The 24,668-nt window shown below is 66.2% G+C and carries 21 protein-coding genes and 2 pseudogenes; 13 read left to right on the forward strand and 10 right to left on the reverse strand.

Translation table 11 applies throughout. From position 1 onward, the window contains the following. Positions 1-123: 123 nt before the first annotated feature. The 4 genes from OHA42_RS27440 to OHA42_RS27455 all read right to left on the reverse strand — a co-directional run bounded on the left by OHA42_RS27440 (position 124) and on the right by OHA42_RS27455 (position 5,137). Complete coding sequence (locus tag OHA42_RS27440; protein WP_406230695.1) at positions 124-945, reverse strand: helix-turn-helix domain-containing protein; 822 nt, start codon at positions 943-945, stop codon at positions 124-126. A 42-nt stretch (positions 946-987) separates the two neighbouring features. After that, positions 988-1,086, reverse strand: a complete 99-nt coding sequence (locus OHA42_RS27445; protein WP_406230696.1) for a DUF6879 family protein — start codon at positions 1,084-1,086, stop codon at positions 988-990. A 103-nt stretch (positions 1,087-1,189) separates the two neighbouring features. Next, entirely contained in the window at positions 1,190-1,825 is a 636-nt protein-coding gene (locus OHA42_RS27450; protein WP_406230697.1) for a LysE family translocator, read from the reverse strand. A gap of 69 nt (positions 1,826-1,894) precedes the next feature. Then, a complete protein-coding gene (locus OHA42_RS27455) occupies positions 1,895-5,137 on the reverse strand; it encodes a carboxyl transferase domain-containing protein (protein ID WP_406239638.1) in 3,243 nt (1,080 codons plus the stop codon). A 49-nt stretch (positions 5,138-5,186) separates the two neighbouring features. On the opposite strand from OHA42_RS27455, the gene OHA42_RS27460 reads away from it, so the two are divergent. Further along, entirely contained in the window at positions 5,187-5,807 is a 621-nt protein-coding gene (locus tag OHA42_RS27460) for a TetR/AcrR family transcriptional regulator (protein WP_406230698.1), read from the forward strand. 154 nt (positions 5,808-5,961) lie between these two features. Here OHA42_RS27460 and OHA42_RS27465 read toward each other — a convergent pair whose 3' ends face one another. After that, positions 5,962-7,473, reverse strand: coding sequence for a flavin-containing monooxygenase (locus tag OHA42_RS27465; RefSeq protein WP_406230699.1), 1,512 nt, complete (start codon positions 7,471-7,473; stop codon positions 5,962-5,964). Between the two features lie 445 nt (positions 7,474-7,918). Here OHA42_RS27465 and OHA42_RS27470 point away from each other — a divergent pair, with 445 nt between their 5' ends. From OHA42_RS27470 to OHA42_RS27485, 4 genes are all read left to right on the forward strand, one after another. Further along, a complete protein-coding gene (locus OHA42_RS27470; RefSeq protein ID WP_406230700.1) occupies positions 7,919-9,064 on the forward strand; it encodes an LLM class flavin-dependent oxidoreductase in 1,146 nt (381 codons plus the stop codon). A gap of 229 nt (positions 9,065-9,293) precedes the next feature. Next, on the forward strand, positions 9,294-10,724 hold the full coding sequence (locus OHA42_RS27475; protein WP_406230701.1) for an APC family permease: 1,431 nt from the start codon (positions 9,294-9,296) through the stop codon (positions 10,722-10,724). A gap of 147 nt (positions 10,725-10,871) precedes the next feature. Next, positions 10,872-11,288, forward strand: a complete 417-nt coding sequence (locus OHA42_RS27480; RefSeq protein WP_406230702.1) for a nuclear transport factor 2 family protein — start codon at positions 10,872-10,874, stop codon at positions 11,286-11,288. 504 nt (positions 11,289-11,792) lie between these two features. Further along, positions 11,793-13,379 carry an alpha/beta hydrolase gene (locus OHA42_RS27485; RefSeq protein ID WP_406230703.1) on the forward strand — a complete coding sequence of 529 codons (1,587 nt, stop codon included), beginning with the start codon at positions 11,793-11,795 and terminating at the stop codon, positions 13,377-13,379. Between the two features lie 9 nt (positions 13,380-13,388). Here OHA42_RS27485 and OHA42_RS27490 read toward each other — a convergent pair. Beyond that, positions 13,389-13,538: pseudogene (locus tag OHA42_RS27490) on the reverse strand (cobalt transporter); the annotation flags it as partial. 196 nt (positions 13,539-13,734) lie between these two features. On the opposite strand from OHA42_RS27490, the pseudogene OHA42_RS27495 reads away from it, so the two are divergent. The 3 genes and pseudogenes from OHA42_RS27495 to OHA42_RS27505 form a co-directional block, all read left to right on the forward strand. Next, positions 13,735-14,451, forward strand: a pseudogene (locus OHA42_RS27495) (TetR/AcrR family transcriptional regulator); the annotation flags it as partial. Positions 14,452-14,726: 275 nt separating this feature from the next. Further along, positions 14,727-15,158, forward strand: a complete 432-nt coding sequence (locus OHA42_RS27500; RefSeq protein ID WP_406230704.1) for a DUF5994 family protein — start codon at positions 14,727-14,729, stop codon at positions 15,156-15,158. Positions 15,159-15,172: 14 nt separating this feature from the next. Then, positions 15,173-15,676, forward strand: a complete 504-nt coding sequence (locus OHA42_RS27505) for a DUF5994 family protein (protein ID WP_406230705.1) — start codon at positions 15,173-15,175, stop codon at positions 15,674-15,676. A gap of 180 nt (positions 15,677-15,856) precedes the next feature. Here the strand turns inward: OHA42_RS27505 and OHA42_RS27510 are convergent, their stop codons facing one another. Further along, positions 15,857-16,717: a 3-hydroxyacyl-CoA dehydrogenase gene (locus OHA42_RS27510; RefSeq protein WP_406230706.1), complete on the reverse strand. Its 861-nt coding sequence runs from the start codon at positions 16,715-16,717 to the stop codon at positions 15,857-15,859. A 43-nt stretch (positions 16,718-16,760) separates the two neighbouring features. Then, positions 16,761-17,432, reverse strand: a complete 672-nt coding sequence (locus OHA42_RS27515; protein WP_406230707.1) for a TetR/AcrR family transcriptional regulator — start codon at positions 17,430-17,432, stop codon at positions 16,761-16,763. Between the two features lie 294 nt (positions 17,433-17,726). Here OHA42_RS27515 and OHA42_RS27520 point away from each other — a divergent pair, with 294 nt between their 5' ends. Beyond that, on the forward strand, positions 17,727-19,532 hold the full coding sequence (locus OHA42_RS27520; protein WP_406230708.1) for a hypothetical protein: 1,806 nt from the start codon (positions 17,727-17,729) through the stop codon (positions 19,530-19,532). Positions 19,533-19,582: 50 nt separating this feature from the next. Then, positions 19,583-20,257, forward strand: a complete 675-nt coding sequence (locus OHA42_RS27525) for an HAD family hydrolase (RefSeq protein ID WP_406230709.1) — start codon at positions 19,583-19,585, stop codon at positions 20,255-20,257. On the opposite strand, the gene OHA42_RS27530 is transcribed toward OHA42_RS27525, so the two are convergent. Then, a complete protein-coding gene (locus OHA42_RS27530) occupies positions 20,211-20,858 on the reverse strand; it encodes a TetR/AcrR family transcriptional regulator (RefSeq protein ID WP_406230710.1) in 648 nt (215 codons plus the stop codon). The genes OHA42_RS27525 and OHA42_RS27530 overlap by 47 nt on opposite strands. Before the next feature lie 116 nt (positions 20,859-20,974). Here OHA42_RS27530 and OHA42_RS27535 point away from each other — a divergent pair, with 116 nt between their 5' ends. Both OHA42_RS27535 and OHA42_RS27540 read left to right on the forward strand, forming a co-directional pair. Next, on the forward strand, positions 20,975-22,123 hold the full coding sequence (locus OHA42_RS27535; RefSeq protein WP_406230711.1) for an acyl-CoA dehydrogenase family protein: 1,149 nt from the start codon (positions 20,975-20,977) through the stop codon (positions 22,121-22,123). A gap of 43 nt (positions 22,124-22,166) precedes the next feature. Next, positions 22,167-22,919: an SDR family NAD(P)-dependent oxidoreductase gene (locus tag OHA42_RS27540; RefSeq protein ID WP_406230712.1), complete on the forward strand. Its 753-nt coding sequence runs from the start codon at positions 22,167-22,169 to the stop codon at positions 22,917-22,919. Positions 22,920-23,255: 336 nt separating this feature from the next. Here OHA42_RS27540 and OHA42_RS27545 read toward each other — a convergent pair whose 3' ends face one another. After that, positions 23,256-23,678 carry a winged helix-turn-helix transcriptional regulator gene (locus OHA42_RS27545; protein ID WP_406230713.1) on the reverse strand — a complete coding sequence of 141 codons (423 nt, stop codon included), beginning with the start codon at positions 23,676-23,678 and terminating at the stop codon, positions 23,256-23,258. Positions 23,679-23,758: 80 nt separating this feature from the next. Between OHA42_RS27545 and OHA42_RS27550 the strand changes: the two genes are divergently transcribed. Next, positions 23,759-24,667, forward strand: a complete 909-nt coding sequence (locus OHA42_RS27550) for an NmrA family NAD(P)-binding protein (protein ID WP_406230714.1) — start codon at positions 23,759-23,761, stop codon at positions 24,665-24,667. Position 24,668 lies beyond the last annotated feature (1 nt).

The raw sequence follows: 24,668 nt of genomic DNA on the forward strand, positions 1-24,668 counted from the left end.
TTTGCTGGGTTGAAAGATTCGTGACTGAAGGATTGCATGAGAGTGATGCTGCGAGCACATCTTTCGCTCGGTCGTCGAGTCCGACCCCGCGGCTCGGGTTCCTACAGTCGCCGCATCGAGCGCCTAGCGCAGTTCATGCTCTTCGGGCGGCGGCATACTCGAATCGAGCTCGTTCAATATCCCGACAATGAGCCCGCGGGCGGCCCGACCGTAGACGGCAGAGCCTTTGAGCACCTCGAACATTCGCGCGTACATGGTGCACTCTTGCGGTTGGGTGACCTGAATACTCGCGGTCGGCGTTTCGAGTGCGACCAGTGTGTCGTCGAAGATCCAGAATCCGGTCGAGCCGACCGCCGTGCGTTCGGTCATCAGCGGGATGATGCCCAGCGAGATCTTCGGCCGTGACAGCAGTTCGAGGAGTCGACCGAGCTGCCCTGCCTGGGGTTCTGCGGTGCCGAACCAGGTCCGCAGGGCCTGCTCCTCCAGCACGACGACGAATCGCTTGCCGCCGCGGCGGATTACGCGCTGCCGCTCCATGCGGACGGCCACCGCTTCCTCGATATCGTTCGGCGCGCCGAGGGTTGTGGTCCAGAACGACAGCATCGCGGTCGAGTATTCCGCCGTCTGGAAGAGGCCGGGTATGACGTTGTGCTCGTAGATGCGAAACACCTTCGTCTGCTCGTACTGCTGGAGGGTGTGCGCGCCGAGTACCCGCTTCATTCCGGCACAGGCCTGCCTACGGAACTCCAGATAGGACGAATCGACCGAACGCAAGGTCGCGATCAGATCGGGCACCTGATCGTCGGCGGCGCACGCGGCACACCATCGGCGGATGTCGTGATCGGTGGGCGCTTGCGCACCGTTCTCGATTTTGCTCACTCGCGTGGGATGCTGGCCGGTCTCGGCCGCCAACTCCCGCCGGCTCAGACCCGCGTCCTTGCGCATGTCGCGCAGCCTCCCGCCCAGTGCGCGGCGCGCCTCCCAGAACTAGACGGGTTGGTAGTCACGGTGCGGTATCGCCAGTTCCCACAGCGCATCGAAGGCGGTGCGGCACAGTCGAACGTCGTGCGGTTCGGTCGACGCCAACTTATCGATGGCGCGTCGAGCATGTCGTCGAAGCGCGGGACCAGTTGTGCGCCGTGTGCGATCTGGTCATCGTCACGCCGCAGGAAAGGTGGCCGCTCGGCCGCTAGTGATTGCCGCTCAGCGCGACGCTCGCGCCGACGCCGATGATCATGAGCCCGCCGGTGCTGCCCACGGCCTCGAGACGGCGCGGGGAGCGGACGAACCACGAACGGGCGGTACCGGCCAGCAGCGCCCAACTGCTGTCCGAAACAACCTGGATAGCCAGGCAGACCGCGCCCAGGAGCAGAAATTGCATGGGCAGGGCGCCCGCTTCGGGGACCGCGAACTGGGGTAGCACTGCGCCGAGGAATACGTATGCCTTCGGGTTGGTCGCTCCGACGACGAATCCTTGACGCACGATCCGGCCTACGGCCGGTTTTTCCGCGGCCGATTCCAGCGCGGTGGCCATCTGTTTGCGATCGCGAATCGCCATTACGCCCAGATAGATCAGATAGGCCGCGCCCGCGATCTTGATGAGGGTGAACAACATTGCCGATGCGGCCAGAATCGTGCCGAGGCCCAGGACAACGGCCGTCAAAGGCACAGTCGATCCCAGCGTCGCACCGAGCACGGACAGTAATGCCGGACGGCGGCCCAGTGTCAAGGCCCGTCCGATGGCGAACAGCACATTCGGGCCGGGGATCACAACGATGACCAGTGCGGCGAGAGCGAAGGCTGCGAGGTGGGAAGCGGGCACCATCGGAGCAGCTTATGCCGGTGTCGGCAGGTGATGTCGCGAAGAGACTTCGCTGTGCTGGGGAGTGCTTCCTCAGTGCAGGGTGCGGATCCAGCGACGAGTGTCGGCAGGATCGATGACGGCATCGAGCTCGAGCACGGTGGCGGCGGTCAGGGCTTTGCCATTGGCGTAGGCGAGTTGGACGAGGTTGTCGAAGGCTTCGCGTTGTTTGCCGGGGTCTTCGATGGCGGCCAACTCTTTGGCGAAGCCGAGGCGAACGGCGCCTTCCAGACCCATGCCACCGATCTCGCCGGTGGGCCAGGCGATGACGAAGCGTGGCGCGCGGAAGGAGCCTGCGGCCATGGCTTGCGCACCGAGGCCGTAACCCTTGCGCAGGATGACAGTACCGAACGGGACCGACAGGGCGGCCGAGTCGATGAACAGCTTGCTGAACTTGGTGACCGTTGCTTGTTTCTCGGCGTCGGGGCCGACCATGAAACCCGGCGTATCGCAGAGGGAGACGATCGGCAACCCATGGGCGTCGCACAGCTGCAGAAAGGCGCTCAGCTTGTCGGCGGCCGATGCATCGATCGCGCCGCCCAGGTGGTGGCAGTTGTTGGCAATCAGGCCGAACGGATGGCCTTCCACTCGAATCAGCGCCGTGACGACGCCGACGCCCCAGTCGCGCCGCAGCTCCAGGACCGAGTCGACATCGGCGATGGATTCGATGGCAGCCCGAATATCGAAGGCGCGCAAGCGGTTGTCGGGCACAACGTGCCGGGACACGCGCGGATCCGGCGCCTCCCAGTCCCCCATCGCCCCTTGGAAGTACGCCAGGTAGCGGCGCGCGAGCGCGACCGCCTCGGCTTCGTCGCGCGCGACCACATGGACAACGCCATTGCGGCGCTGCACCTCGATGGGCCCGATGTCCTCCGGCGCGTAGACGCCGAGACCGCCGCCCTCGATCATCGCAGGGCCACCCATACCGATATTCGCGTCGGGCGTGGCGATGACGACATCGCAGATGCCGAGCAGAGCGGCGTTGCCCGCGAAACAGCGCCCGGAGACGATGCCGATCAAGGGAACTCGGCCCGACAGCGCGCCCATCGCACGGAATGTGGTGACATCGAGACCCGAGATGCCCGCATAGTCGGTGTCGCCCGGTCGCCCGCCACCGCCTTCGGTGAAGAACACGACCGGCAGCCGCTGCTCGTGCGCCAGCGCGAGCATCCGGTCGGTCTTGGCGTGATTGCGCATGCCTTGGGTGCCCGCCAGCACGGTGTAGTCGTAGGACATCACCAACGCGCGAGCCGATTGCGCACCGTAGCGGTCGGCATTGATGGTGGCGATGCCCGCGATCAAGCCGTCCGCGGGCGTGTTCGCGATCAGGTCCTCCTGGCTACGGCGCAGCCGCTGCGCGGCCACCGCCAGCGCGCCGTATTCGATGAAGCTGTCGTCGTCGACCAAGTCGGCGATGTTTTCCCGTGCTGTGCGTCGACCGAGCCGGCGGCGTTTGGCCACCGCATCCGGACGCCCCTCGTCCCGCCCGATCCGGTGCCGCTGCCGCACCTGCGCCAAATCCGCGCGCTCAGCGTCCAGGTCCACTGCGGCCATGTCGGCGGCAGGACCGTCGTGGTCGGCGTCGGTCCAGGTCACCAGTAGGGCGTGCGGGTCGACGACCGCTCCCGGTTCGACGACATGACGCAGCACTCGCAGCGGCTGTTGGGCCCGCAGCACGTGCTGCATCTTCATCGCCTCGAGCACGGCCACTTCCGCACCTGCGGGGAGGGTGACGCCAGGCGGGGCGAGTGCGACGACGGTGCCGCCCATCGGGGATCGAAGCGCCTGCTCGTCGTCGTGCAATATCTCCTGCGGCCCGCGGGCCGAGGCCGAGTTTTGCTGGGCCGTATCTGCGCCCGCCGACCTGTCCTGCCCCACCGCGGACGGTTCGACGGCATCGGCATGTGCCATCCATCGTGCGTAATCCGCTGCGCGACCGGAGAGTTCGCTGATGTTGTCTTCGAACCACGAGGTCGTCACGGTGACCCCGCCGGCGAGCCGGTCGAGAGCTGCGCGCAGCAGACTCGTGTTGGTGTCCACGCCGACCACTACTGTCTCCGCCAAGGCATCCGAACATCGCCGCAGCGCAGCCGAGTGCGTCGGTCCGTGGGCAATCACCTTCGCCAGCAAGGAGTCGAACTGCGTGCTCTGCCCAATGCCCGCGTGCGCGGCGGTGTCGACCCGGACGCCGCCCCCTGTTGGTGGGGCGAAGCGCGTGATGGAGCCCGTGCTCGGCACTATTTCCCCACCCGCGGTCACGAGTTCGGCATTGATCCGCGCCTGCACGGCGAATCCGCGCGCTGCTACGTCGGACAGCTCGAGATCCGCGAGGGCGTATCCCTGCGCGAGATCGAATTGAACCGCCACCAGATCCACACCGGTCACTTCCTCGGTCACCGTGTGCTCAACTTGCAGCCTCGGGTTTACCTCGAGGAACCACGCATCATCACCGCCGACCAGGAATTCGACGGTGATCACGCCGCGACAGCCCACCGACTCGGCGATCCGGACGGCAGCGCCGTGCAATCGTTCCCGCAGCGCCGCAGCGAGATTCGGTGCCGGAGCAATTTCGATGAGCTTCTGGTGCCGCCGCTGCACGCTGCAGTCCCGGTCGCCGATCGCGATCGCCCGCGCGCCGTCCGCGACAACCTGGACCTCGATGTGCCGTGCGTCCGGCGCGAGCGCTTCGGCATAGACGGTGCCATCGCCGAAGCCCGCAAGCGCCTCGGCCACACAGCGCCCATACGCCTCGGCGATCCGAGATGCTTCGTGCACCACACGCATTCCCCGCCCGCCTCCCCCGGCCGCGGCCTTGACCATCACACCGCTCGGATGATCCGCGAGCAGTGCCGCGATCTCGGTCAGACCGACACCGGCGGACGTCGCGGGCAGCACCGCGACCCCTGCCCGCTGCGCGGCCTCCCGGGCGGCGAGCTTGTTGCCGAAGATCCGCAACACCTCCGGCGCGGGTCCGACGAACACCAACCCCGCTTCCGCACAGGCGGCCGCGAAATCCGCACTCTCACTGAGGAACCCGTAACCCGGATGCACCAGTGCGCCGGAACCTGCCTTGCGCGCTGCGGCAACGACAGCGGCCACATCGAGATACGCCGCCGCCCCGACGCCCGGCAGTTGGACCGCGTCCTCGGCCAGCCGTACCGACAGCGCTCCCACCTCGTCTGCGGTGTGCATCGCAAGGACCGAGTACGCCCGCTCGCGAGCCGTCCGGATCACCCGGACCGCGACCTCACCTCTGTTCGCCACCGCTATGCGCATGCCGACAGTCTGCGTTGACATTGACGTCAATGTCAACGACGATGATCCCATGGCAGAGGCAGGCTGGTCGGTGCGCGCGGCGCGGGAAAGATCGCACACCTCCCGCCATCGCGCGCTACTGGACGCCGCAGCACAGGTCTTCGCTCTCCGCGGCTACGACAACACCACCGTCGCCGACATCACCGCGGCCGCCGGAGTCTCCCGAGCCACCCTGTACGTCTACTTCGCCTCCAAAGAGGAAATCTTCCTCGCCCTCGCCGCCCAGGTCCGCGACGATTTCCTCGCCGCCCAGGAACCGGACATCGACCACGCCGATCCGCGAAACATGCTGGCCGCCACCATCGAATCCTTCGCCGCCGCCGTCCTCGCCGCGGGCCCGATGCTGCGCCTCATCGACGAACGCGGTGCCGTCGACGACCGCATTGCCGCACTCGCCGAGGAAATCGCCGAACGGCCCATCCGCCGCTTCACCCGCTACCTGGAGCGCCTGCATGCCGCGGATCGGATCGCACCCGCCGTCCCGCCCCGCATCATCGCCGAAACCATCGGCTATACCCTCGCCCGCGGCACCTTGGCCCGCGCCACCGCCACCCCTGCCGACCGCGGCGAATACCTCGCCCACATCAACACGGTCGCCGACACCCTCCTCAACCCGACCGACCACCCCTGAGACAACCGACCCGAAACCGCCCTCACCGCCCTTTCTCGAGTTCGCACGCATTGCGGTGCCCCACATCCGGACCGGATCCCGAAAAATGGTGCGACCACGGGGCGACCGCCGACCGCCAGGGCGCTCGAATGGGGCGAGCTACCGCTGGACTCGGTCAGGCGGTGCGGGAGTCGGCGAGTGAGCGATCGCCGGAGCTGGTTGTGGTCTGGGCGGCGGTGAAGGCCAGCACGCCGTCTTCGATGGGACCCTTGCGGAGCATGGTGCGGTCGCGGAAGTAGTTGTTGATCACCTGCCATGGGCCGCGGGTGCCCTGGCGCGGCATCACGGCGTCGCCGCGCTGGATGTAGCCGGAGGTGAGGGCGCCGCCCATCAGCGAGTCTTCGGAGCGGTCGCCGTCCTCGGCCACGGCGACCACCTTGTCGAAGCCGTTGGTCTGCATGTGGTTGAGCAGGCGGCAGAAGTATTCCGCTGCCAGATCGGCCTTGAGCGTCCACGATGCGTTCGTGTAGCCGAGCACCACCATGGCGTTGGGAATGCCGCTGAGCAGCGCGCCCTTGTAGGCCACGCGGTCGCGGGTCACCACGGGTTCGCCGTCCACCTCGAGCGTCGCGCCCCCGAGCATCTGTACGGTCAGGCCGGTCGCGCTGATGACGATGTCGGCGGGCAGCTCTGCGCCGGACTCGAGCCGGATGCCGGTCTCGGTGAAGGTCGCGATGCGGTCGGTGAGGATCGAGGCGCGGCCGCTGCGCAGGACCTTGAAGAGGTCACCGTTGGGGACCACACACAGGCGCTGATCCCACGGGTTGTAGGACGGTGTGAAGTGGCGCATGTCGATGTCCTTGCCGACCTGCATCCGGACCGCGCCGAGCAGCAGCTTCTTGGCCATCTCGGGGTTGGTGCGCGAGAGCTGGAAGCTGGCTCGCTGCAGGGCAATATTGCGGGCGCGGCCCAGCCTGTAGGCCACCTTGGCGGGCACGCGGGTGAGTTTCATGCCGACTGCGACGGGATCGTCGGCGGGCAGTGCCGTGATGTAGGTCGGCGAGCGCTGCAGCATGGTGACATGCGCGGCATCGTCACTCATGGCGGGGATCAACGTGATCGCGGTCGCGCCGCTGCCGATCACGACGACGCGTTTGCCTCGGTAGTCGAGATCCGCGGGCCAGTGCTGGGGATGCACGATCTGCCCGCCGAAGTCGGCTGCGCCGGGGAACTCGGGGCGGTACCCGTTGTCGTAGTCGTAGTAGCCGGTGCAGCCGACGAGAAAATTGCTCGTGCACACCTCGGTGTCGCCAGTCTGCTCGTCGACCGCCTCGACCGTCCACAGCCCGGCTTCGGTGGACCAGCGCGCAGTAGTTACCTTCCGCCCGAAACGGATGTGGTCGGTGACGCCGTACTCCGCCGCCGTGTCCTCGATGTACTGCCGGATGTGTGGTCCGTCTGCGAGGACCTTGGTACCGATCCAGGGCCGGAAGCCGTAGCCGAAGGTGTACATATCCGAGTCCGAGCGAATGCCCGGGTAGCGGAAGAGATCCCAGGTGCCACCGATCGCGGTCCTGCGCTCCAGGATCGCGTAGCTGCGCCCGGTCTGCTCGCGGGTCAGATGGCAGGCCATCCCGATTCCGGACAGGCCCGCGCCGATGATCAGTACGTCGACATGCCGCGTCATTGAGGTACTCGTTTCGTCTGGTCTCGCCCGGGCACCCTCGGCCGCGCGTTCCCACGAGATTACGTGTTATCGATAGTTACGTCTAGTGGTGGAGGTCGGCGCGCCCGGGTCTACCATTAGAACCGGGGTGGTTACAAAGGGTGACCCCTGGCCATTACGCGCACATCATGAACGACTGCGGCGCTCACGGCGCACGGCGTACTGTCCCCAACCCGAGGTGTCGCATGTGTCGCGGAGCTGACCGGACTGCTCGAGGAGTCACCCGCGTCGCGGTCGAGTGCAGTCCGTACCGCGACCGATCCGGCGACCATCACCGCCGAGCGGCGCAGCGCCGACGGCTTTGCCCGCGCCGGGCTCATTCCGCACAAGGTGTCCATCACCGACTTCACCGACACGCGCTTCAACGACCTGTTCCCCCGGAACTCCTGAAGGGAGATCGGCTCCGATGAGTCTGTCGTTCCACTGGTTCCTCCCCACCTACGGCGATTCCCGCAGCCTGGTCGCGGGCGGGCACGGCACCTTCATGTCCGGCGATCGCCCCGCGACACTGCGTTACCTCAACCAGATCAGCGCCGCCGCCGAGGACAACGGTTTCGAGGCCGTCCTCACCCCGACCGGCACCTGGTGCGAGGACGCCTGGCTGACCACCGCCATGCTCGTCGAGACCACCGAAACCCTGAAGTTCCTGGTAGCGTTGCGGCCCGGTCTGATCAGCCCCACCCTCGCCGCACAGATGGGCGCGACCTTCCAGCGGCATTCGCGCGGCCGGTTGCTGCTGAATGTGGTGACCGGCGGTGAACCGCACGAGCAGCAGGCCTACGGCGACTTCCTGGACAAGGAGCAGCGCTACGCACGCACCGGCGAATTCCTGCACGTGGTGCGGGAACTGTGGAAATCGGCCGATCCGGTGACCTTGGACGGCGAGCACATCCAGGTGCGCGGCGCCCAGCTGGCCAATCGGCCCGACCCGATCCCGCCGGTGTTCTTCGGCGGTTCGTCCCCGCCGGCGGGCCCGGTGGCCGCTCGGTACGCCGACACCTACCTCACGTGGGGTGAGCCGGTGCTCGCGGTGAGCAGGAAGCTCGACTGGATCCGTGGACTCGCCGTCGATCAGGGCCGCGTCCTGGACTACGGCCTGCGCATCCACGTGATCACCCGCGACACCGCCGAGGAAGCGTGGGCCGAGGCCGATCGTCTACTGAAGGGCATCGACCCCGCCGACATTGAACGGGTGCAGGCCAGCCTGGTCCGCAGCGAGTCCGAGGGACAGCGTCGCATGTCCGAACTGCACGGCGGCAGCACCGACCGATTGGAGATCGCGCCGAACCTGTGGGCGGGCGTCGGCCTGGTCCGCGGCGGCGCGGGCACCGCGCTGGTCGGCTCGCACGAGGAAGTGGCCGAGCGCCTCATCGAGTACTCGAAGGTCGGCGTCAGCCATTTCATCCTCTCCGGCTATCCGCATCTGGAAGAGGCCTACTGGTTCGGTGAGGGCGTGCTGCCCATCCTCGAGCGCAAGGGCCTGTGGCGGAATCCGGTCAACGGAGCGGGCACCCTCAGCGCCACCCCGTTCGCGGCGTCCTCCAATAGCTGACGACCGCCCTCGTCGCCCCCGGAAGATGCCGGAATCCATGGCGCGATGGGCACCGCCGTCCGCCGGGGCGACGAGTAGCAGCAGGTGGTGCAGCTACGCATGCACTGCGTCGACGCAGGCAGTGCGGTACCCCCAGTCATGGGTACCCGTGTCCCACCGACGAGAATGGTCTGTCGAGTCCGGCCGAGCCGGCGGACTCGGCAGACCATTTTTCGTCCAAAGGGAGTACATGACAAGCGCACCAGCGCGGCGGTGGCGCCGCCGCTTCCCCGATGAAGCGAGCACGCCAGACGCCGGTACCGCCACGCTGAAGCGCAGCCTCGGCCGCGTCGATCTCACTGCGATGGGCGTCGGCACCATCGTCGGTGCGGGCATCTTCGTGATCACCGGAGTGGCCGCGGCGGAGAAGGCCGGTCCGTCTATCGTGCTGTCCTTCGTGCTCGCCGGCACAGTCTGTGTGCTCGTCGCGCTCTGCTACAGCGAGCTCGCCGCAATGGTTCCGGTCTCCGGCAGCGCCTACACCTACACGTACGCGACCCTCGGCGAGGGACCTGCGTTCCTGGTCGGGTGGAATCTGCTGTTGGAATTCGTCATCGCCGGTGCTGCCGTCGCCATCGGCTGGTCCGGCACGGTGGTGTCCGCACTGGACTCGATGTTCGGAATCACGCTGCCCAAGGCCATCACGGCAAGCCCTACCGAGGGTGGTGTCCTCAACCTGCCCGCGGTGCTGATCATCGGGGTGATCGTCGCGGTGCTCGTCGGTGAGGTCTCACTGACCGCGCGCATCACCAAGGCACTGGTCGGCGTGACAATCGGCGTGCTGGTGCTGGTCGTTGCCGTCGGCGCCCCGCATATCGATGTGGGAAACTGGACGCCGTTTGCGCCCTTCGGCCTCGGCGGCGTCGTCGGCGGCGCCGCCATCGCGTTCTTCGCCTTTCTCGGCTTCGATGTGGTCGCGGCCTCGGCGGAGGAAGCTCGCAACCCGCGCCGCGATGTGCCGTTCGCGATCATCGGCACGGTTCTCATCGCCACCCTGCTGTACGCACTCGTCAGCGCGGTGCTGACCGGAATCGCCCCTTTCGCGACACTGAACAACGCCTCGCCGATCGCGACGGCCTTCGGTGGACTGCACATCGGCTGGATCGGCAATGTCATCGTGATCGCCTCGATCATCGCGCTCACCAAGGGTCTGTTGCTGATCGTGTACGCACAGGTGCGCCTGATGTTCGCCATGTGTCGTGACCGACTGTTGCCGAGCACCCTCGCCACCACCGGCAAGCGATCCACCCCGGTCCGGCTGACGCTGTTGCTCGGCACCGTCTGCGCAGCGATCGCCGGACTGCTGCCGATCGACATCGTCGTCGAGCTGGTGAACATCGGCGCGCTCTCGGCCTTCGCGGTGGTGTGCGTCGGGGTGCTGGTGCTGCGCAAACTGGAACCGAACCGCGAGCGTCCGTTCCGCACGCCGCTGGTTCCCGTGGTCCCGATTCTCGCGCTGGTCGGCTGCATCTTGCTGGCAACCACACTGGACGCGCTGACCTGGGTCCGTTTCGCGGTCTGGGTGGCCATCGGTATCGCCGTCTACCTGGGCTACGGCCGCAAACGCTCGGTCATGGCCGCACCGGAACCCGTCGCGGAGGCGGTTCGGGCCGAGCGGTAGCGGGCGACTTTTCCGCAATTGGGATCTTGCACGAATTCGACCGAGAGCATTCCTGATTCATTGCGGATAACCAGGGATTTCGGCACGCTCTCTGGCAAGAGTCGCGGCACCCACCCTCAACGGCCGTGCGGAAAGGACAGCAACCCTATGTCCGATGACGAGAAGCAGATCCGGATCCTGATCGAACGGTGGGCCGCCGCGGTGCACGTCGGCGACCTCGCCGGTGTCCTCACCGACCACGCGCCCGACATCGTGATGTTCGATGTGCCGCCGCCGAACGAGGGGATCCGCGGCATCGACGCCTACCGTGACGTCTGGCCCGGCTTCTTCGAATGGCAGGCCAAGGGCGCAACGTTCGACATCGTCTCACTCGAGGTCGCCGCCTCCGGTGACGTGGCCTTCGCCTACGCCCTGCTGCTGTGCGGCACCGCGGAGGATTTCGCCACCGATCCGGCGAAACGGCTGCGCCTCACCTTCGGTCTGCGCAAGCAGGAAGAGCGCTGGGTCGTCGTGCACGAGCACCATTCTTTCCCGGACACCAGCGTCGAATCGGACAACGGCTAGCCCGAGGCGGGCTCCGCGGCCGCACTCGATGCAATCATGCAGCAGCCGTCACTCCAGACATCGTGGGGCAGAACGGAATCGCGCACGCGGCCACGCCTGTCGATCGACAGCCGCGACAACGCTCTGAGCTTTCCTTTTCTCCTTTCAGAACCCCAGCGGCTCCTGAAATTTCAGCGAATGCCATTGTGCGCACAACGCAGTGTCGCCCTCCCGTTCGCGCGGTAGCAGTGCGGTGCGCAATACCGCATCGCGTGCACCGGGAGTTCCACGTGAATCAGCCCGGCTACGAGAAACATTCGGGCACCCGACCCTCCGCCCGGCAACAGAACCGGACGGAGGGTCCCGATCCGCCTGGCAGCATCGGCCCGAACTCAACAGTGAGCGCAAGTGCCGCTGTGCGCAGTAGCCGATACCGCCTCGGTTTCATTCCGGCGAAGAAGGCCGCGCGCAGCGTCGTGCCTGTGCTCTACTCGAAGGCATTCGTCGGTGATCGGGGGTCCGCCCATGCGGCGTCGCTCTGGGCTGCTCTGCATCGCGGCGGCCGTACTACTGGTCGCGGGGTCCGGCTGCTCCCCCAACGGACCCGTGCCAGGCAAGGCCGTCGTGTCGCCGCAGCCATTTCCGACGCACGAGGCCTATCTGGCGCAACGGGTCGAATGGCAGCCGTGTCGGGAGGGGCCCGAATTGGACTGCGGATCGATTCGCGTTCCGGTCGATTACGAACACCCGGGCGCCCTCGCCATTACGATGCCACTGGTCCGGCTGCGCGCGACCGATCCGGCGCATCGACTCGGCGTGCTCACCACCAATCCCGGCGGGCCGGGCGAATCCGGTTACGAGCAAGTGGTATTCGCACGCAACCCCCACGACACCAGCCTGCGCAAGTTCCTTGCCCGCTACGACCTCGTCGGCTTCGACCCGCGCGGCGTCGGCCGCACGGCGGGCGTCAAGTGTCTCGGCGACCGCGAGATGGACGAATATCTCGCCACCGACTTCACCCCGACCGACGCCGCCGGACTGCGCGCGGTCGCGGCGGCGCACAAGCGTTACGCCTCGGCGTGCCTGCGTCAGACCGGCACGTTGCTCGGCTTCGTCGGCACCGAATTCGTCGCTCGTGATATGGACATCATGCGATCGGCCCTCGGCGAGGACACACTCAACTTCATCGGCTTCTCCTACGGCACTCGAATCGGCCAGCAATATGCCGAGCAGTTTCCACATCGAGTCGGCCGCATGCTGCTGGATTCCGTCGACGATCCGAGCGTCCGGACCGAGCGCTGGGATTTCTCCGGCGCGGAACCCGAGTCGAGCGCAGGCCCCGTCGAACTAGCTCCGCGTGACCGTGTCGTGCGCGACATGCTCGCCTCGTGCGCGACCCGGCCGGATTGTCCAGTAGGGACCGATACCGAAGCGGCGCTGCGCGCCCTGCGCGAACTCATCGACCGCATCGACGCGCACCCGATCCCCGCCGCCGACGGCAGGAAGGTGGGCTCGAACCTGGCGCTGATCGGTATCTTCCAGGCGACCTATGACGAAAGATATTGGCCCAGCTTCGAAAAGGCCTTCGCACAAGCGCTGGACGGCGATGGCACCGGATTCGCCCAGCTCGCCGACAGCTATGTCGGTCGCGGCAATTCGGGCGCCTACTCGACCTCCGATTCGGCCTTCTGGGCGGTCCAGTGCGTCAACGACGATCCTGCGACCTACCAGTCGAAGTCCGAGGACGAGATACTGGCGGAGTTGGCGCGGATCGCACGAAGTCGCGCGGTGGCTGCGCCGATTTTCGGCGCCAATCGAGTGTTCAGCACCCCGCTGTGCCTGTTCTGGCCGGTGCCGCCGACACAGCAGTCCAGAGCGGTCGATGCCGCGGGTGCGCCGACCATCGTGCTACTGAACAACACCGAGGACCCGGCGACGAAACTGGAAGGCGCACAGAACGTCGCGCGCAACCTCGCCGACGCAGTCTTGGTGGTGAACGAACACGAAGGCCACATCGCCTTCGACAACGGCTCGAAATGCATCGACGCGATCGTCGTCGGCTTCTTCCTCGACGGCATCGTTCCCGAGAAGGGGACGCGCTGCCAGGGCTGACCTGCCACGTCAGCCCTGGCAGGCACCGGAGGCGCAGCACGCCGCACCGCGTCGCGCGGCCAGCCCTTCTTTGACGGCAATCGCGGCAATACCCAGTCCCGCGAGGGGATCGGCCCACCACCATCCGAACAGGCTGTTGAGCACCAACCCGACCAGCAGCCGCCGGTCAGAAGTTGTGACGTGGGCCGCCGATCGAATGGCCTATGCGAACCAGACTCGCCATCGGTGATCCTTCAACAATGTAGACATCAATCGTAGACCTACAACGTTGACACCGCGTAGATATGGGCGTGTACTGGAGGTCTAGACGCGGGGAGGGCCTGACACCGACTCCGGCCGAGAGGTGCTGAATTCGATGAACGCAACCAGAGATGGACCAACCGGACGCCCGAAAGGTCATGGCGGCAGGAAACGCACCAGGCACAGCCCGTTGACCCGGGCCGCAATGCTCGCGGCCGCGCTCGAGATCATCGACCGCGACAGCGTCGACCAACTGTCCATGCGCCACCTCGGCGACGCGCTCGGCCGAGACCCGATGGCGCTCTACCGACACGCGGCCAACAAGGCGGCGGTCCTCGACGGAGTCGCCGAGATGGTGCTCGGACAACTGACCGTCGACATCGACGACCCGGACTGGCGCCACCAGCTGCGTGTCGTGGCACGCGAGTTCCGCGAGCTGGCGGTGGCGCACCCGAACGTGGTTCCCCTGCTGGTCACCCACCCACTGGCCACGCCGCTCGGACTGCGGCCGCTGGGCACCCTGCGCCCACTGGAAAACACGCTGGATCTGCTCACCCGCGCCGACTTCAGCGGCGCGGACGCCCTGCACATCTACCGCGCCCTGTTCGGTTTCCTCAACGGCCACATTCTCAACGAGCTCCAGGAAATCGTCGAACGCCCCGAAGAAACCACCGACCTATTGCGCCTCGGCCTCAATCGCCTGCCGATCGGTGAATTCCCTTTGCTGCGCGGCCTCGCCTCGGACCTGGCCGCCTACGACGGCGTCACCGAACTCGAGCGCGGCCTGGACATCCTGCTGTCCGGCCTCACCATGACCATGACTCCAAGCCGGTCCACAGTCGAGAAAGGAGCCCCAATCATGACACCTTCACCGGTCCGAACCGATCCGAACAACCGCATTCCGTCCACAGATCGGCTCCGGCTGCGGTGCACACCACAAGCAGCCGACGCGGGCGACGTCGACGATCCCGAAACTATTGCTGCACAGCAGCGTTGGGATTCCGAAGGCGGAGCCGAAAGCCGCTGGAACGCGACTGTCATCACCGGGACAAGGCAGCACCTCGCTGTCGACAGGCCCGAATTCGCAGCCGAGACAGGAGCCGCACCATGACCTCTACACAGATTCGACAGCACGCTGCGCGCCACCGCGTGCCACCCGACTACACGCCTCGGCTGAGATTGAAGCCGAAATCCGAAAGCATCGGGTATCTCGACGGCGCGTGGTGGCCCCGATCCGATGACCTCACCGCCGAACTGCCAGATCTGCTGGCGGTCTTGGCAATTCGACTCGGCCCGGTCTGGCGAGTCGTCTACGACCCCGCCGGATGGTCATCGCCGCCCCCGCAGATGACCGCCAACGGTCGTGTAGTTCGACTCGACGCCTACCCGTTCGAGCTGTGGAACACGATGTATGTGTTCGGCAGCGACAGCACCTTCATCGTGCTGCAGGTAATCCCGTCCGCAACGAATCAACTCACCGCGCATTCGGCCCTGATGGCCGCCGCCACCCCCGAACCGGCGGCCACTGTCTCCAGATGAAAGGAAACCAGACCATGATCCCCATTCAAGCGCAACGCCCTATTACCAATCACCGCGACATGACGAGGAATACCGGTCCACCCCAACGTGACCGGCAACCCTTCCGCACACCCACCCGCACGCCACGCCTGCTACTGCGCGAAGGCGGCACGCGGTCCAGCAACGTCGACGGCGCGTGGTGGCCGTGGACGGCCAATCTCACAGCCGAGCTGCACGACCTCATCAGCGTGCTCACCCCACGCCTTGGACCGACTGTGCGTATCGGTTTCGACTGGAACGCCGTCAGTCTCACCCAACGACGTATCGATCACGACGACGGCATACAGATACACGGCCCGGGCAAAAACCAACCACCCGATGTCATGCACCTCATCGGAGCCCATGGCGCCCGCCTCACCTTGCTCGTCATCCCTGCCGATACCTCCCCCCTCCAGGCCGACCGGCAGATGCGGCGAGCATCAGGAAAACCGCTGTCGCCGACCGCGACAGCACCCGGCGCCGAGACCAAGTCCTCCTGAAGGACGATCGCGATACCAGGGCCCGGTCCAGAAGTACCGGGCCCTCGCGGTGGAGTTGTGTCGGGGAGCTAGTGCATGTCGGTGACCAACCCGAATTCCCTGAGCAATTCACCGATCTCGGTCGAGCCCAATTTCTTGATCAAAACCTGCTGCGCGTTCGAAGTGATTTCACACCCGCGGTCAGGCGGAATAGCGGTAGAACCCCTCTCCGCTGGCGAGGCCGAGCTTGCCCTTGTCGATGTAGTTCACCTTCAACCACGCCGCGAGTTGCTGCGCGTCCTCGCCGCCGTTGGCAAGGATGTTGTAGGGGGTGGTGAGGCCGATGACGTCGAGGATCTGGAACGGACCGAGCGGGGAACCGGTCGCGATCCGCCAGGTCGTGTCGACCGCCTCCGGTTCGGCGTATCCACCCGCACCGAGCGCCATGGCGGCGTTGAGCAGCGGCACGAGCAACGAGTTGAGCACGTAGCCCGCCTTTTCCTTGTGCAACTCGATCGGCACCATGCCGATCGCGGCCGCGAAATCGACGACCGCCTGGAACACCTCGGGGTCGGTCTCGGGCGTGCCCATGATTTCGGCAGTGTTGTACTTCCACACCTGGTTCGCGAAGTGCAGCGCGAGGAATTTATCCGGTCGGCCGGTGAAGTCCTTGATGTCGCTGGGCAACAGGGTGGAGGAGTTGGTGGCGAAGATGGTGCGATCGGGCGCGAGCTCGCCCAGTTGCTTGTAGATCTCCTGCTTGATGGTGAGAACCTCCGGCACCGCCTCGACGACCAGGTCGGCGTCCCGCACCGCGGCGGCGAGATCGGCGGTCAGCACGATTTCGGCCGCCGTCTGCTCCGCCTTCCCATCCGCGGCTCCAGCAACCTCTTCGTCATAGGTTGCCGCCAGTTTGTCGAATCGATCGCGGGCGCCGGTCAGGGCATCATCGCTGATGTCGTAGGCGGTGACGTCGAACCCTTTGAACGCGGTCTGGAACGCGATCTGCGAACCGAGCACCCCCGTCCCGAGGACTGTCACCTTGCGAATCTCGATGGTCATTGCTGTCTCCTTTCTTCACGGGGCGAAGTCCGCCCCTCGATGTTCACTCGTCGTCTTCGGTGTCGGCACAGTCGAGCGACGCGAAGAATCCGGCGACGATCTGCGTGATCTGGTCACGCAAGTCGCCGATCGCGCCATAGCCGGGATGCACGCCGGTCGACGGCCGGGCAAGGACCAGGTGCAGCACCGCGAACACGCTGCGGCCTGCCAGCAGTGCCTGCTTGTCCAGGCGGCGCGATTGGCGGCCGTCCTGCCTGGCGGCAGCCGCCAAACGCGCGGCGATCATCGCCTCGAGCTGTGCGACAAGGGCAAGGCCCTCGGCACGGTACTTCTCGGTCGGCGAGCCGAATAACAGTTCACGCTGGTAGGCCACGGTGTTCTCGACATGCCGGTCGGCAGCCTCCACGGTCGGCCGCACCATGCTGAGCACCGCGTCCACCGGCTTACTCTGCGAGCGCGACTGCGCGTCGCCGAGTTCGAGTGCCAGCCGGAGGTCCTCGTTGTAGACCATCAGCAGCAACTCACCCTTGGACGACGCGTACCGGAACAGCGTCCCCGCGGCGACATCGGCGCGGTCGGAGATCTGCTGCGTGGTGACGCTCTCGAAGCCCCGCTCGGCAAACAGCGCCGCCGCCGCCTCGAAGATGCGCGACTGTTTGTCACGCATGTTCCGCTGGCGGCGACCCGCGTGCGCCGGGTCGGGCGAGATCGTCATCCGACACCCTAAGATAATGAGTAGACTCATTAATGAGCGTACTCCTTGTTGTCTGATGGGCAACCCCCAAGACCGCGACCGACGCGCGGACCGAAACCATCGGCGCAGACCGACGCATCGGCACAAACCCGGGCTCAACTCGTTTGCCGCAGTGCGGAATACGCGACACCATCCGATCTCGCCACCCATCAGCTCGGCCTCCCATAGACGGCAACAACCACGCCGACCGCGCGCGCATGGGTGGGTAACCTAGGGTCTTTTCGACGCCGATCTCGGGGAGAAACAGTGCCGAATGTGCCTTCGCACAGGCTGACTTCGCTGGTGACCCTGGCAGCCCAGCAACTGGGTTACGTGTGCCGGGCGACCAACGCCGACGAGGTGGCGGAGTTCATCGGCCCGCGTGGCGACGGACCGCACTACCTGTGGTTGGACAACCTGCGCCGTAGCCTGAACGAACACCCAGCCGACCAGTGGCCAACGCTCGTCACGGACTACGTCGGCACATTTCTCGCCGAAGTGGACATGGAATACACCGATCCGCTGGACACCAACGACTTTGCCACGGTGCGGGGCCTGCTCAGGACGCACTTCGCTCCGGCAGGTGCCGACACGGGCATCGATGGCGTCCGCCGGGACGTTGCGCCGGGAATCGTGCAAGTGGCGGTGCTGGGTCAACTCCACACCGCCGTGGCCGTCACCCTCGAGATGCTCGCCCACTGGGATATCGGTCTCGACGAACTCTTCGACCTCGCCGAGGCGAACACGCGCGCCGACAGTCGCCTCGAGATCGAGTGGAAGGGCTACAACGACGCGTACTTCGCGTTGCTGAGCGGCTCGGACTTCGCCAGCGCCCACGCAAGGTGGCTCGACGACTACCCGGTAATCGGAATGTACGGTGCGCTTTTCGTCACCTCTCACGAGGGAAACGTGTACGTGCACCCCATCACCGGACCAGACGCGATGACGGCCATGATCCTGCTCGGCAAGGTAGCGGCCAACACCTATCGCAGCGAACCGCGACCGGTCAGTCCGGCGGTCTATTGGTGGAAGGATTCGGAGATCAGCCTCGCGGCCGGCACCGAGATCGACAAGGACGGCAATGTCGCGGTACACCAGACGCCGGAATTCGACTCGCTGCTGACCAGCCTGGCGGTGACGTGCGATTTCGGAGTGGTCCCGGCCGGCGAAGTCGATACCTCCCTCGACGCGCTTGCGCTGTATGAGCAGATGTGCGCCCATTCGGACAACAGCGCGGCACCGCCCGCCGTCCTCGACCTCCTGGCCGAAATAGAGAGCAGGGGCGCGGCCGTCGGATTCGTCACGGCCGTCGCGGATGTCCGCGGAGCCGTGTTGCGCACCTGGGGGCCGAGCCGGGGCCAGCACCTGCTTGCCGTCCTGAAGCTGACCAAGGACCGCGACCTCGCCGTACTCGACGTCGCGACCGGGCACCTCTACGACCCGCGCGACCACGTCGATGTCCGCGTCACTGTCGGCGCACACGACCACGACAGGAGGACACTGCCCTATCTCACCGCCGCGCTGCTCGAGGACCTCGTGGTCGGTGCCGCCGACCCCGACGATCCGTTCTTGTTCGTCGCGCGCGACGATGAGAACTACATCCGCACGCGACGCCACGAGTGGGTCTATGAGATCGAACATCGGGCCGGATCCGCCTCGGAGCATTTCCGTGTGTACACCATGCTGCACACTGTGGTCCGCGCCGTCATCTGGGCGTGGGCCAGCGGCGACCCCTCGTGGACGCTCGCCGTGCAATGGCGGCGGGTCGATCCCGAAACGCCGGGAATCGAGGCGGCGCAGGGGCAGGAAATCCTGCAGGACGAGCTGTCGTCCATGGCGTCCGGCATGACTGTCGACGGATTGGCCCTCCTCGATACGTTTCTGACCGTACGAGACACGCCGCTGCCCTCACCCGAGTCACTCGATCTTGCGGTCGATCCGTCCGTGCTGCGCGAACTGGGGTCGGCCCGCGCCGAGTTTGTCACGCCCAGCGCCGAGACAGATGGAACCGCAGAGTTGAGCGAGGGGCTCGACGACGACCAGGAACCTCCGGAGCAGCACTTCCCGAATCGCAACGAGTAACCATCACAGGCCATCTGTGCGGCCGATCGACGGGCCGCTACAGTCGGTTAGTGACCTGGACCATCGGCTTCGACCTGGATATGACCTTGATCGACTCCCGTCCCGGCGTCACACGGGCGATCGACACCATCGCTACCGAGTTCGATCTCCCGCTGCGTGGCGTCGAGCTCGCCGACCGGCTCGGCCCCCCGCTCGACCAGCTATTGGCCGACGCGGGTGTCCCCGCCGATCTCATTCCGGCCCTGGTGGCCCGCTATCGCGCGCTCTATCCGACCGTGGTGCCGCACGTTCCGGCCATGCCCGGCGCCGATGCGGCGTTGGCCGCCGTGGCCGAGCGCGGCGGACGAGTAGTGATCGTCACCGGCAAGCACGAGCCGTTGGCACGGCTGCATCTGGTCGAACTCGGTTGGCAGATAGATCATTTGGCAGGTGATCTCTGGTCGGCGGGCAAGGCCGGTGTGCTGCGCGAACAGCGCGCCGATGTCTTCGTCGGCGATCACGCCGGTGATATGCGCGGCGCGCGAGCCGCGGAGGTGGCGGCTGTCGGCGTCACCACCGGACCGTGCGACGCCGACGAACTCCGCGCGGCGGGCGCGGACGTCGTGCTGGAGGACCTCACCGAGTTTCCGGACTGGCTCAGCGAATTCGGAGCCCGCGCGGTGAGTCGACCACCGGCGGTCAGTGGCCGGGCGCGGCCGAGGACAGTGCCTGGAATCGCAGGGTGAGACCATCCAGTAGCGCGCGCAGGCCGGTTCCGAAAGCGGCGTCGTCGATTTCGCGTTGCCGCCCCGACAGCAGGTGCGCTTCGTCGAGGTGCGGATAGTTGCCGCGATACACCGCCGCGTCCTCGGGGAAGCCGCCCGCGAACGACCCCAGGGTAGAACCGGTGACGAAGAACCGCATGAGCGCGCCCACCTGAGTTGCTTCACGTCGCGGCCAGCCCGCCGCTACCAGCCCACCGAAGACGGCGTCTGCCTGGCGTAGTGCGTTCGGCCGCCTGCCCATCCCCTGATGCAGGGCAGGCACCAAGTTCGGATGGTCTGCCAATGCCGCGCGATACGACCGGGCCCAGGCTTCGAGCGCGCCGCGCCAGTCGGTGTTGCTGCTGAACATCGACAAATCCACCTTGCCGAGCACCGCATCGACCATCGCGTCGAGCAGGTCGTCCTTGGTGGCGAGGTGGTTGTACAGCGACGGCCCCTGCACCCCGAGTTCGGTGGCCAGCCTGCGGATGGATACAGCTTCGAGGCCTTCGGCATCGACCAGGGCCAACGCGGCGGACACTATGCGCTCGCGGCTCAGCAATGGTCGGCGCGGTCTTCCCACGAAAACCTCCTGGTCGATCGGCCCTCAGTGTCGCATGGGGGCAGTAAACTTGCGTTGTTAGTTTATGCAGAGCTAGCCTACAAGAAACTTTCAGCGTTAGTTTTCTTGGAGTTGCGGTGAACCTGGAACTGTCCGATGAACAGGCAGCGGCACAGCGCATGGCCGCCGACTTCGTCGACCGCGAGATCGCCCCGCACGCAACGGAATGGGATCGCGCCGAATCGGTCGATCCAGCGATTGTGCCGCGGCTCGGCGAGCTCGGATTTCTCGGTCTCACCATTCCGGAGGAATACGGCGGCAGCGGCGGCGACCATCTCACCTACTGCCTCGTGCTGGAGGAGCTGGGCCGCGGCGACTCCGCCGTGCGCGGCATCGTCTCGGTCTCCCTCGGTCTCGTCAGCAAATCCATCCACCACTACGGGACCGACGAACAGAAGCGCACCTGGCTGCCCCGGCTCACCGCGGGCGAAGCGCTCGGCTGTTTCGCGCTCACTGAACCCGGAACTGGTTCGGACGCAGCACAATTGAGCACCTGCGCGGTTCGCGACGGCGACGGCTGGGTGATCTCCGGCAGCAAGATGTTCATCACCAACGGGACCTGGGCCGAGGTCGCGCTCGTCTTCGCACGCACCGGCGGCGCCGGGTACCGCGGTATTACGGCCTTCCTCGTTCCGACAGACTCCCCCGGCTTCGCCGCCCGCCCCGTGCACGGCAAGCTCGGGCTACGCGGGCAGGCGACCGCGGAACTCGCGCTCGACGACGTTCGCATCCCCGACAGCGCACGACTGCACACCGAGGGCAAAGGTTTCACCGTCGCAATGGCGGCACTCGCCAAGGGCCGGATGTCGGTGGCCGCGGGTTGTGTGGGCATCGCACAGGCGTGCCTCGACGCCGCGGTCGGATACGCCACGCAGCGGACACAATTCGGCAAGCCGATCGCTGGACACCAACTGGTGCAGGAACTGCTCGCCGACATCGCGCTCGATGTGGACGCGGCACGGCTGCTGGTGTGGCGGGTGGCCGATCTGATCGACCGTGGCGCCGAGTTCGCCATCGCATCGTCCAAGGCGAAGCTGTTCGCGAGCGAGGCTGCGGTGCGCGCCGCCGATCGCGCGCTGCAGGTGTTCGGCGGTTACGGCTACATCGATGAGTTCCCGGTCGGCAAGTATCTGCGCGACGCCAAGGTGATGACGCTCTACGAGGGCACCAGCCAGATCCAAAAACTGCTGATCGGCCGAGACCTGACCGGAATCAGCGCATTCTGACGACGTCGGATCCGGCCTCGTCGAAGAACAGAAAGGACCATCGATGAACAGGTTCACCGACAAGATCGCCGTCGTGACCGGTGCGGCACAGGGCATCGGTGCGGCCACCGCGGTGCGGCTGGCCGCCGAGGGCGCTGCGGTGGCGGTGCTCGACCGCAATGCTCCGGACAAGACCGCCGAGCAGATCACCGCGGCAGGCGGCACCGCACGCGGCTACGTCTGCGATGTCACCGATCGCACCTCGGTGCAGTCCGTATTCGACCAGGTGGCAATGGATCTCGGGCAACCACACATCCTGATCAACAATGCCGGGATCACCCGCGACGACATGTTCTTCCGACTTTCCGAGGACGATTGGAACGCGGTCCTCTCGGTCAACCTGACCGGGGCCTACCACTGCGCGCAGGTCGCACAGAAGTTCATGGTCGCGCAGCGCTACGGCAAGATCGTCTCGCTCTCCAGCCGCTCCGCCCTCGGCAACCGGGGCCAGGCGAACTACGCCGCCGCCAAGGCCGGCATCCAGGGCTTGACCGCGACGCTGGCCATCGAACTCGGCCCCTACAACATCAACGTCAACGCGGTCGCGCCCGGCTACATCGCCACCGCAATGACCGCCGCGACCGCCAACCGAGTAGGGCTCACCGCCGAGGAGCACCAGCAGTCCGTTGCCGAGCGCACCCCGCTCGGCCGCGTCGGACAGCCCGAGGAGGTCGCCGCTGTCATTGCGTTCCTCGCCAGCGACGAGGCCTCCTACGTCAGTGGCCAAACGCTCTACGTCAACGGTGGGGCCCGCTGAGCCGGCCCGAATGCGCTATAGCGACCGCCCGGTATGGCGAGGATAATGGGCACTTCGATCGACGATGTCGATAGAAAGGAGCCACGGCAATGAGAGCTATGCCGAATCGCTCACTCACAATCCTCCTCGCGGGTCTGGCAACCGTCGGCAGCCTGGGGCTGTCCGGTACCGCGGCAGCTGCCCAAAGACAGCAGGACCCACAGCCACAGCCGGAGTGCAAGGTAGGCGAGAGATCGGACCAGGGTCCCTTCCGCTGCGAGTGCGGACCCGATGGCAAGTGGATCTGCGTCAGAAGAAGGTGATACAGATAGCGGCACATCGGCCGCACAGTTCCATTCACGCCTGATTCGCGGATGCATGCTCGGCATCCCACTGCTGCCGGGCGGCTGCGATAGCGCCTCTGTGCTCTCGCGACCAGTCGGCGAGTACCAGCACCGTCTCCGCGAGACTCCGGCCGGTCGCGGTGAGCCGGTACTCGACCTGCGGTGGGATGGTCGGGTAGGCGATCCGTTCGATGATCCCGTCCCGCCACAGCCTTTTGGTCGTCAAGGTCAGCATGCGCTGGGAAATACCCGGAATCGCTCGCTCCAGTTCGCGGAAGCGACGCACTCCCTTGCTCAGCTCCACGATCACCAGCACCGTCCACCGGTCCCCCAGCCTGTCGAGGACATCGCGAATCCCGCAGTCGTCATCGCCACAGGGTCCATCGGGCATAGGGCCCGCCGCCTGCGAGCTAACCGCCGTGTTCGTGACTGACATCAGAGTGCCTCCTTATGCTGCCGCCCGCGATTGCGGATGCTGGGTCATGTTCAGCAACTGCAACATTCGGGAGTGCACCAATGATCCTCGTCACCGGTATTTCCGGTTCGCTCGGCAGCCTCGTCTTCGGCGGGTTGTCCGCGCTCGACGACATCACCGTCACGGCGGGCAGCCGTTCCGGTGACGGCACCGGCGTCCGGCACATCGATTTCGACGACCCCGCCACCCTGGTCGAAGGGTTTCGGGAGGTGGACGTGCTGGTGTTCATCTCGGCCGGATACGCGGAAGACGACGTGGTGCTGGCCAGGCACGACGCGGTAGTCGCCGCCGCGACGACGGCCGGCGTCCGGCACGTCATCTACACCAGCCTCGCGGGCTCCGGCGATCAGATGACCATCGCGCTCCCGCACCGATGGACCGAGACACGTCTGGCTTCGGCGCCGCTCGATGTGACGATTCTGCGCAACGGACTCTATGCCGAGGTGCCGATCGGATTGGCGGCCGCAGGTGCCGCATCGGCCGCCGAAACAGGTTTCTACACAGCCTCATTCGGCAATGGACGAGTGTCGGTTGTCGCTCGCGAGGACCTCGCCGACGCGGCGGTGCGGGTAGCCGCCGAAACCAGCCGTGACCTCACGGCCGGCGGTCGCAGCAGGCACGCGGGCAAGGTCTACGAACTCGAAGGTGTCGCGACGATCGGCGGGTCCGACATCGCAGCGGTGCTGGCCGAATCGCTCGGCCGGCCAGTGCGCTACCGATCCATGTCATTGTTCGACACCCGAATCGCACTGCAGGACATCGGAATGGAGCCCTACCAAGTCACGAATGCCGTCTCCATGTTCGCCAATATAGGCGCGGGTGTGCTCGAGGCAAACCGGACCGACCTACTCGAACTACTGTCCGCCGAGCCCCGCGATGTCCGGGCACTGCTCACCGCTGCCGTGCGAACCGGCGGGTACCAGTCCGTTTCGATCACTACGACCCGCTGAG

Origin of the sequence: Nocardia sp. NBC_01009 (assembly GCF_045208035.1) — a bacterium.
Lineage (GTDB): Bacteria > Actinomycetota > Actinomycetes > Mycobacteriales > Mycobacteriaceae > Nocardia.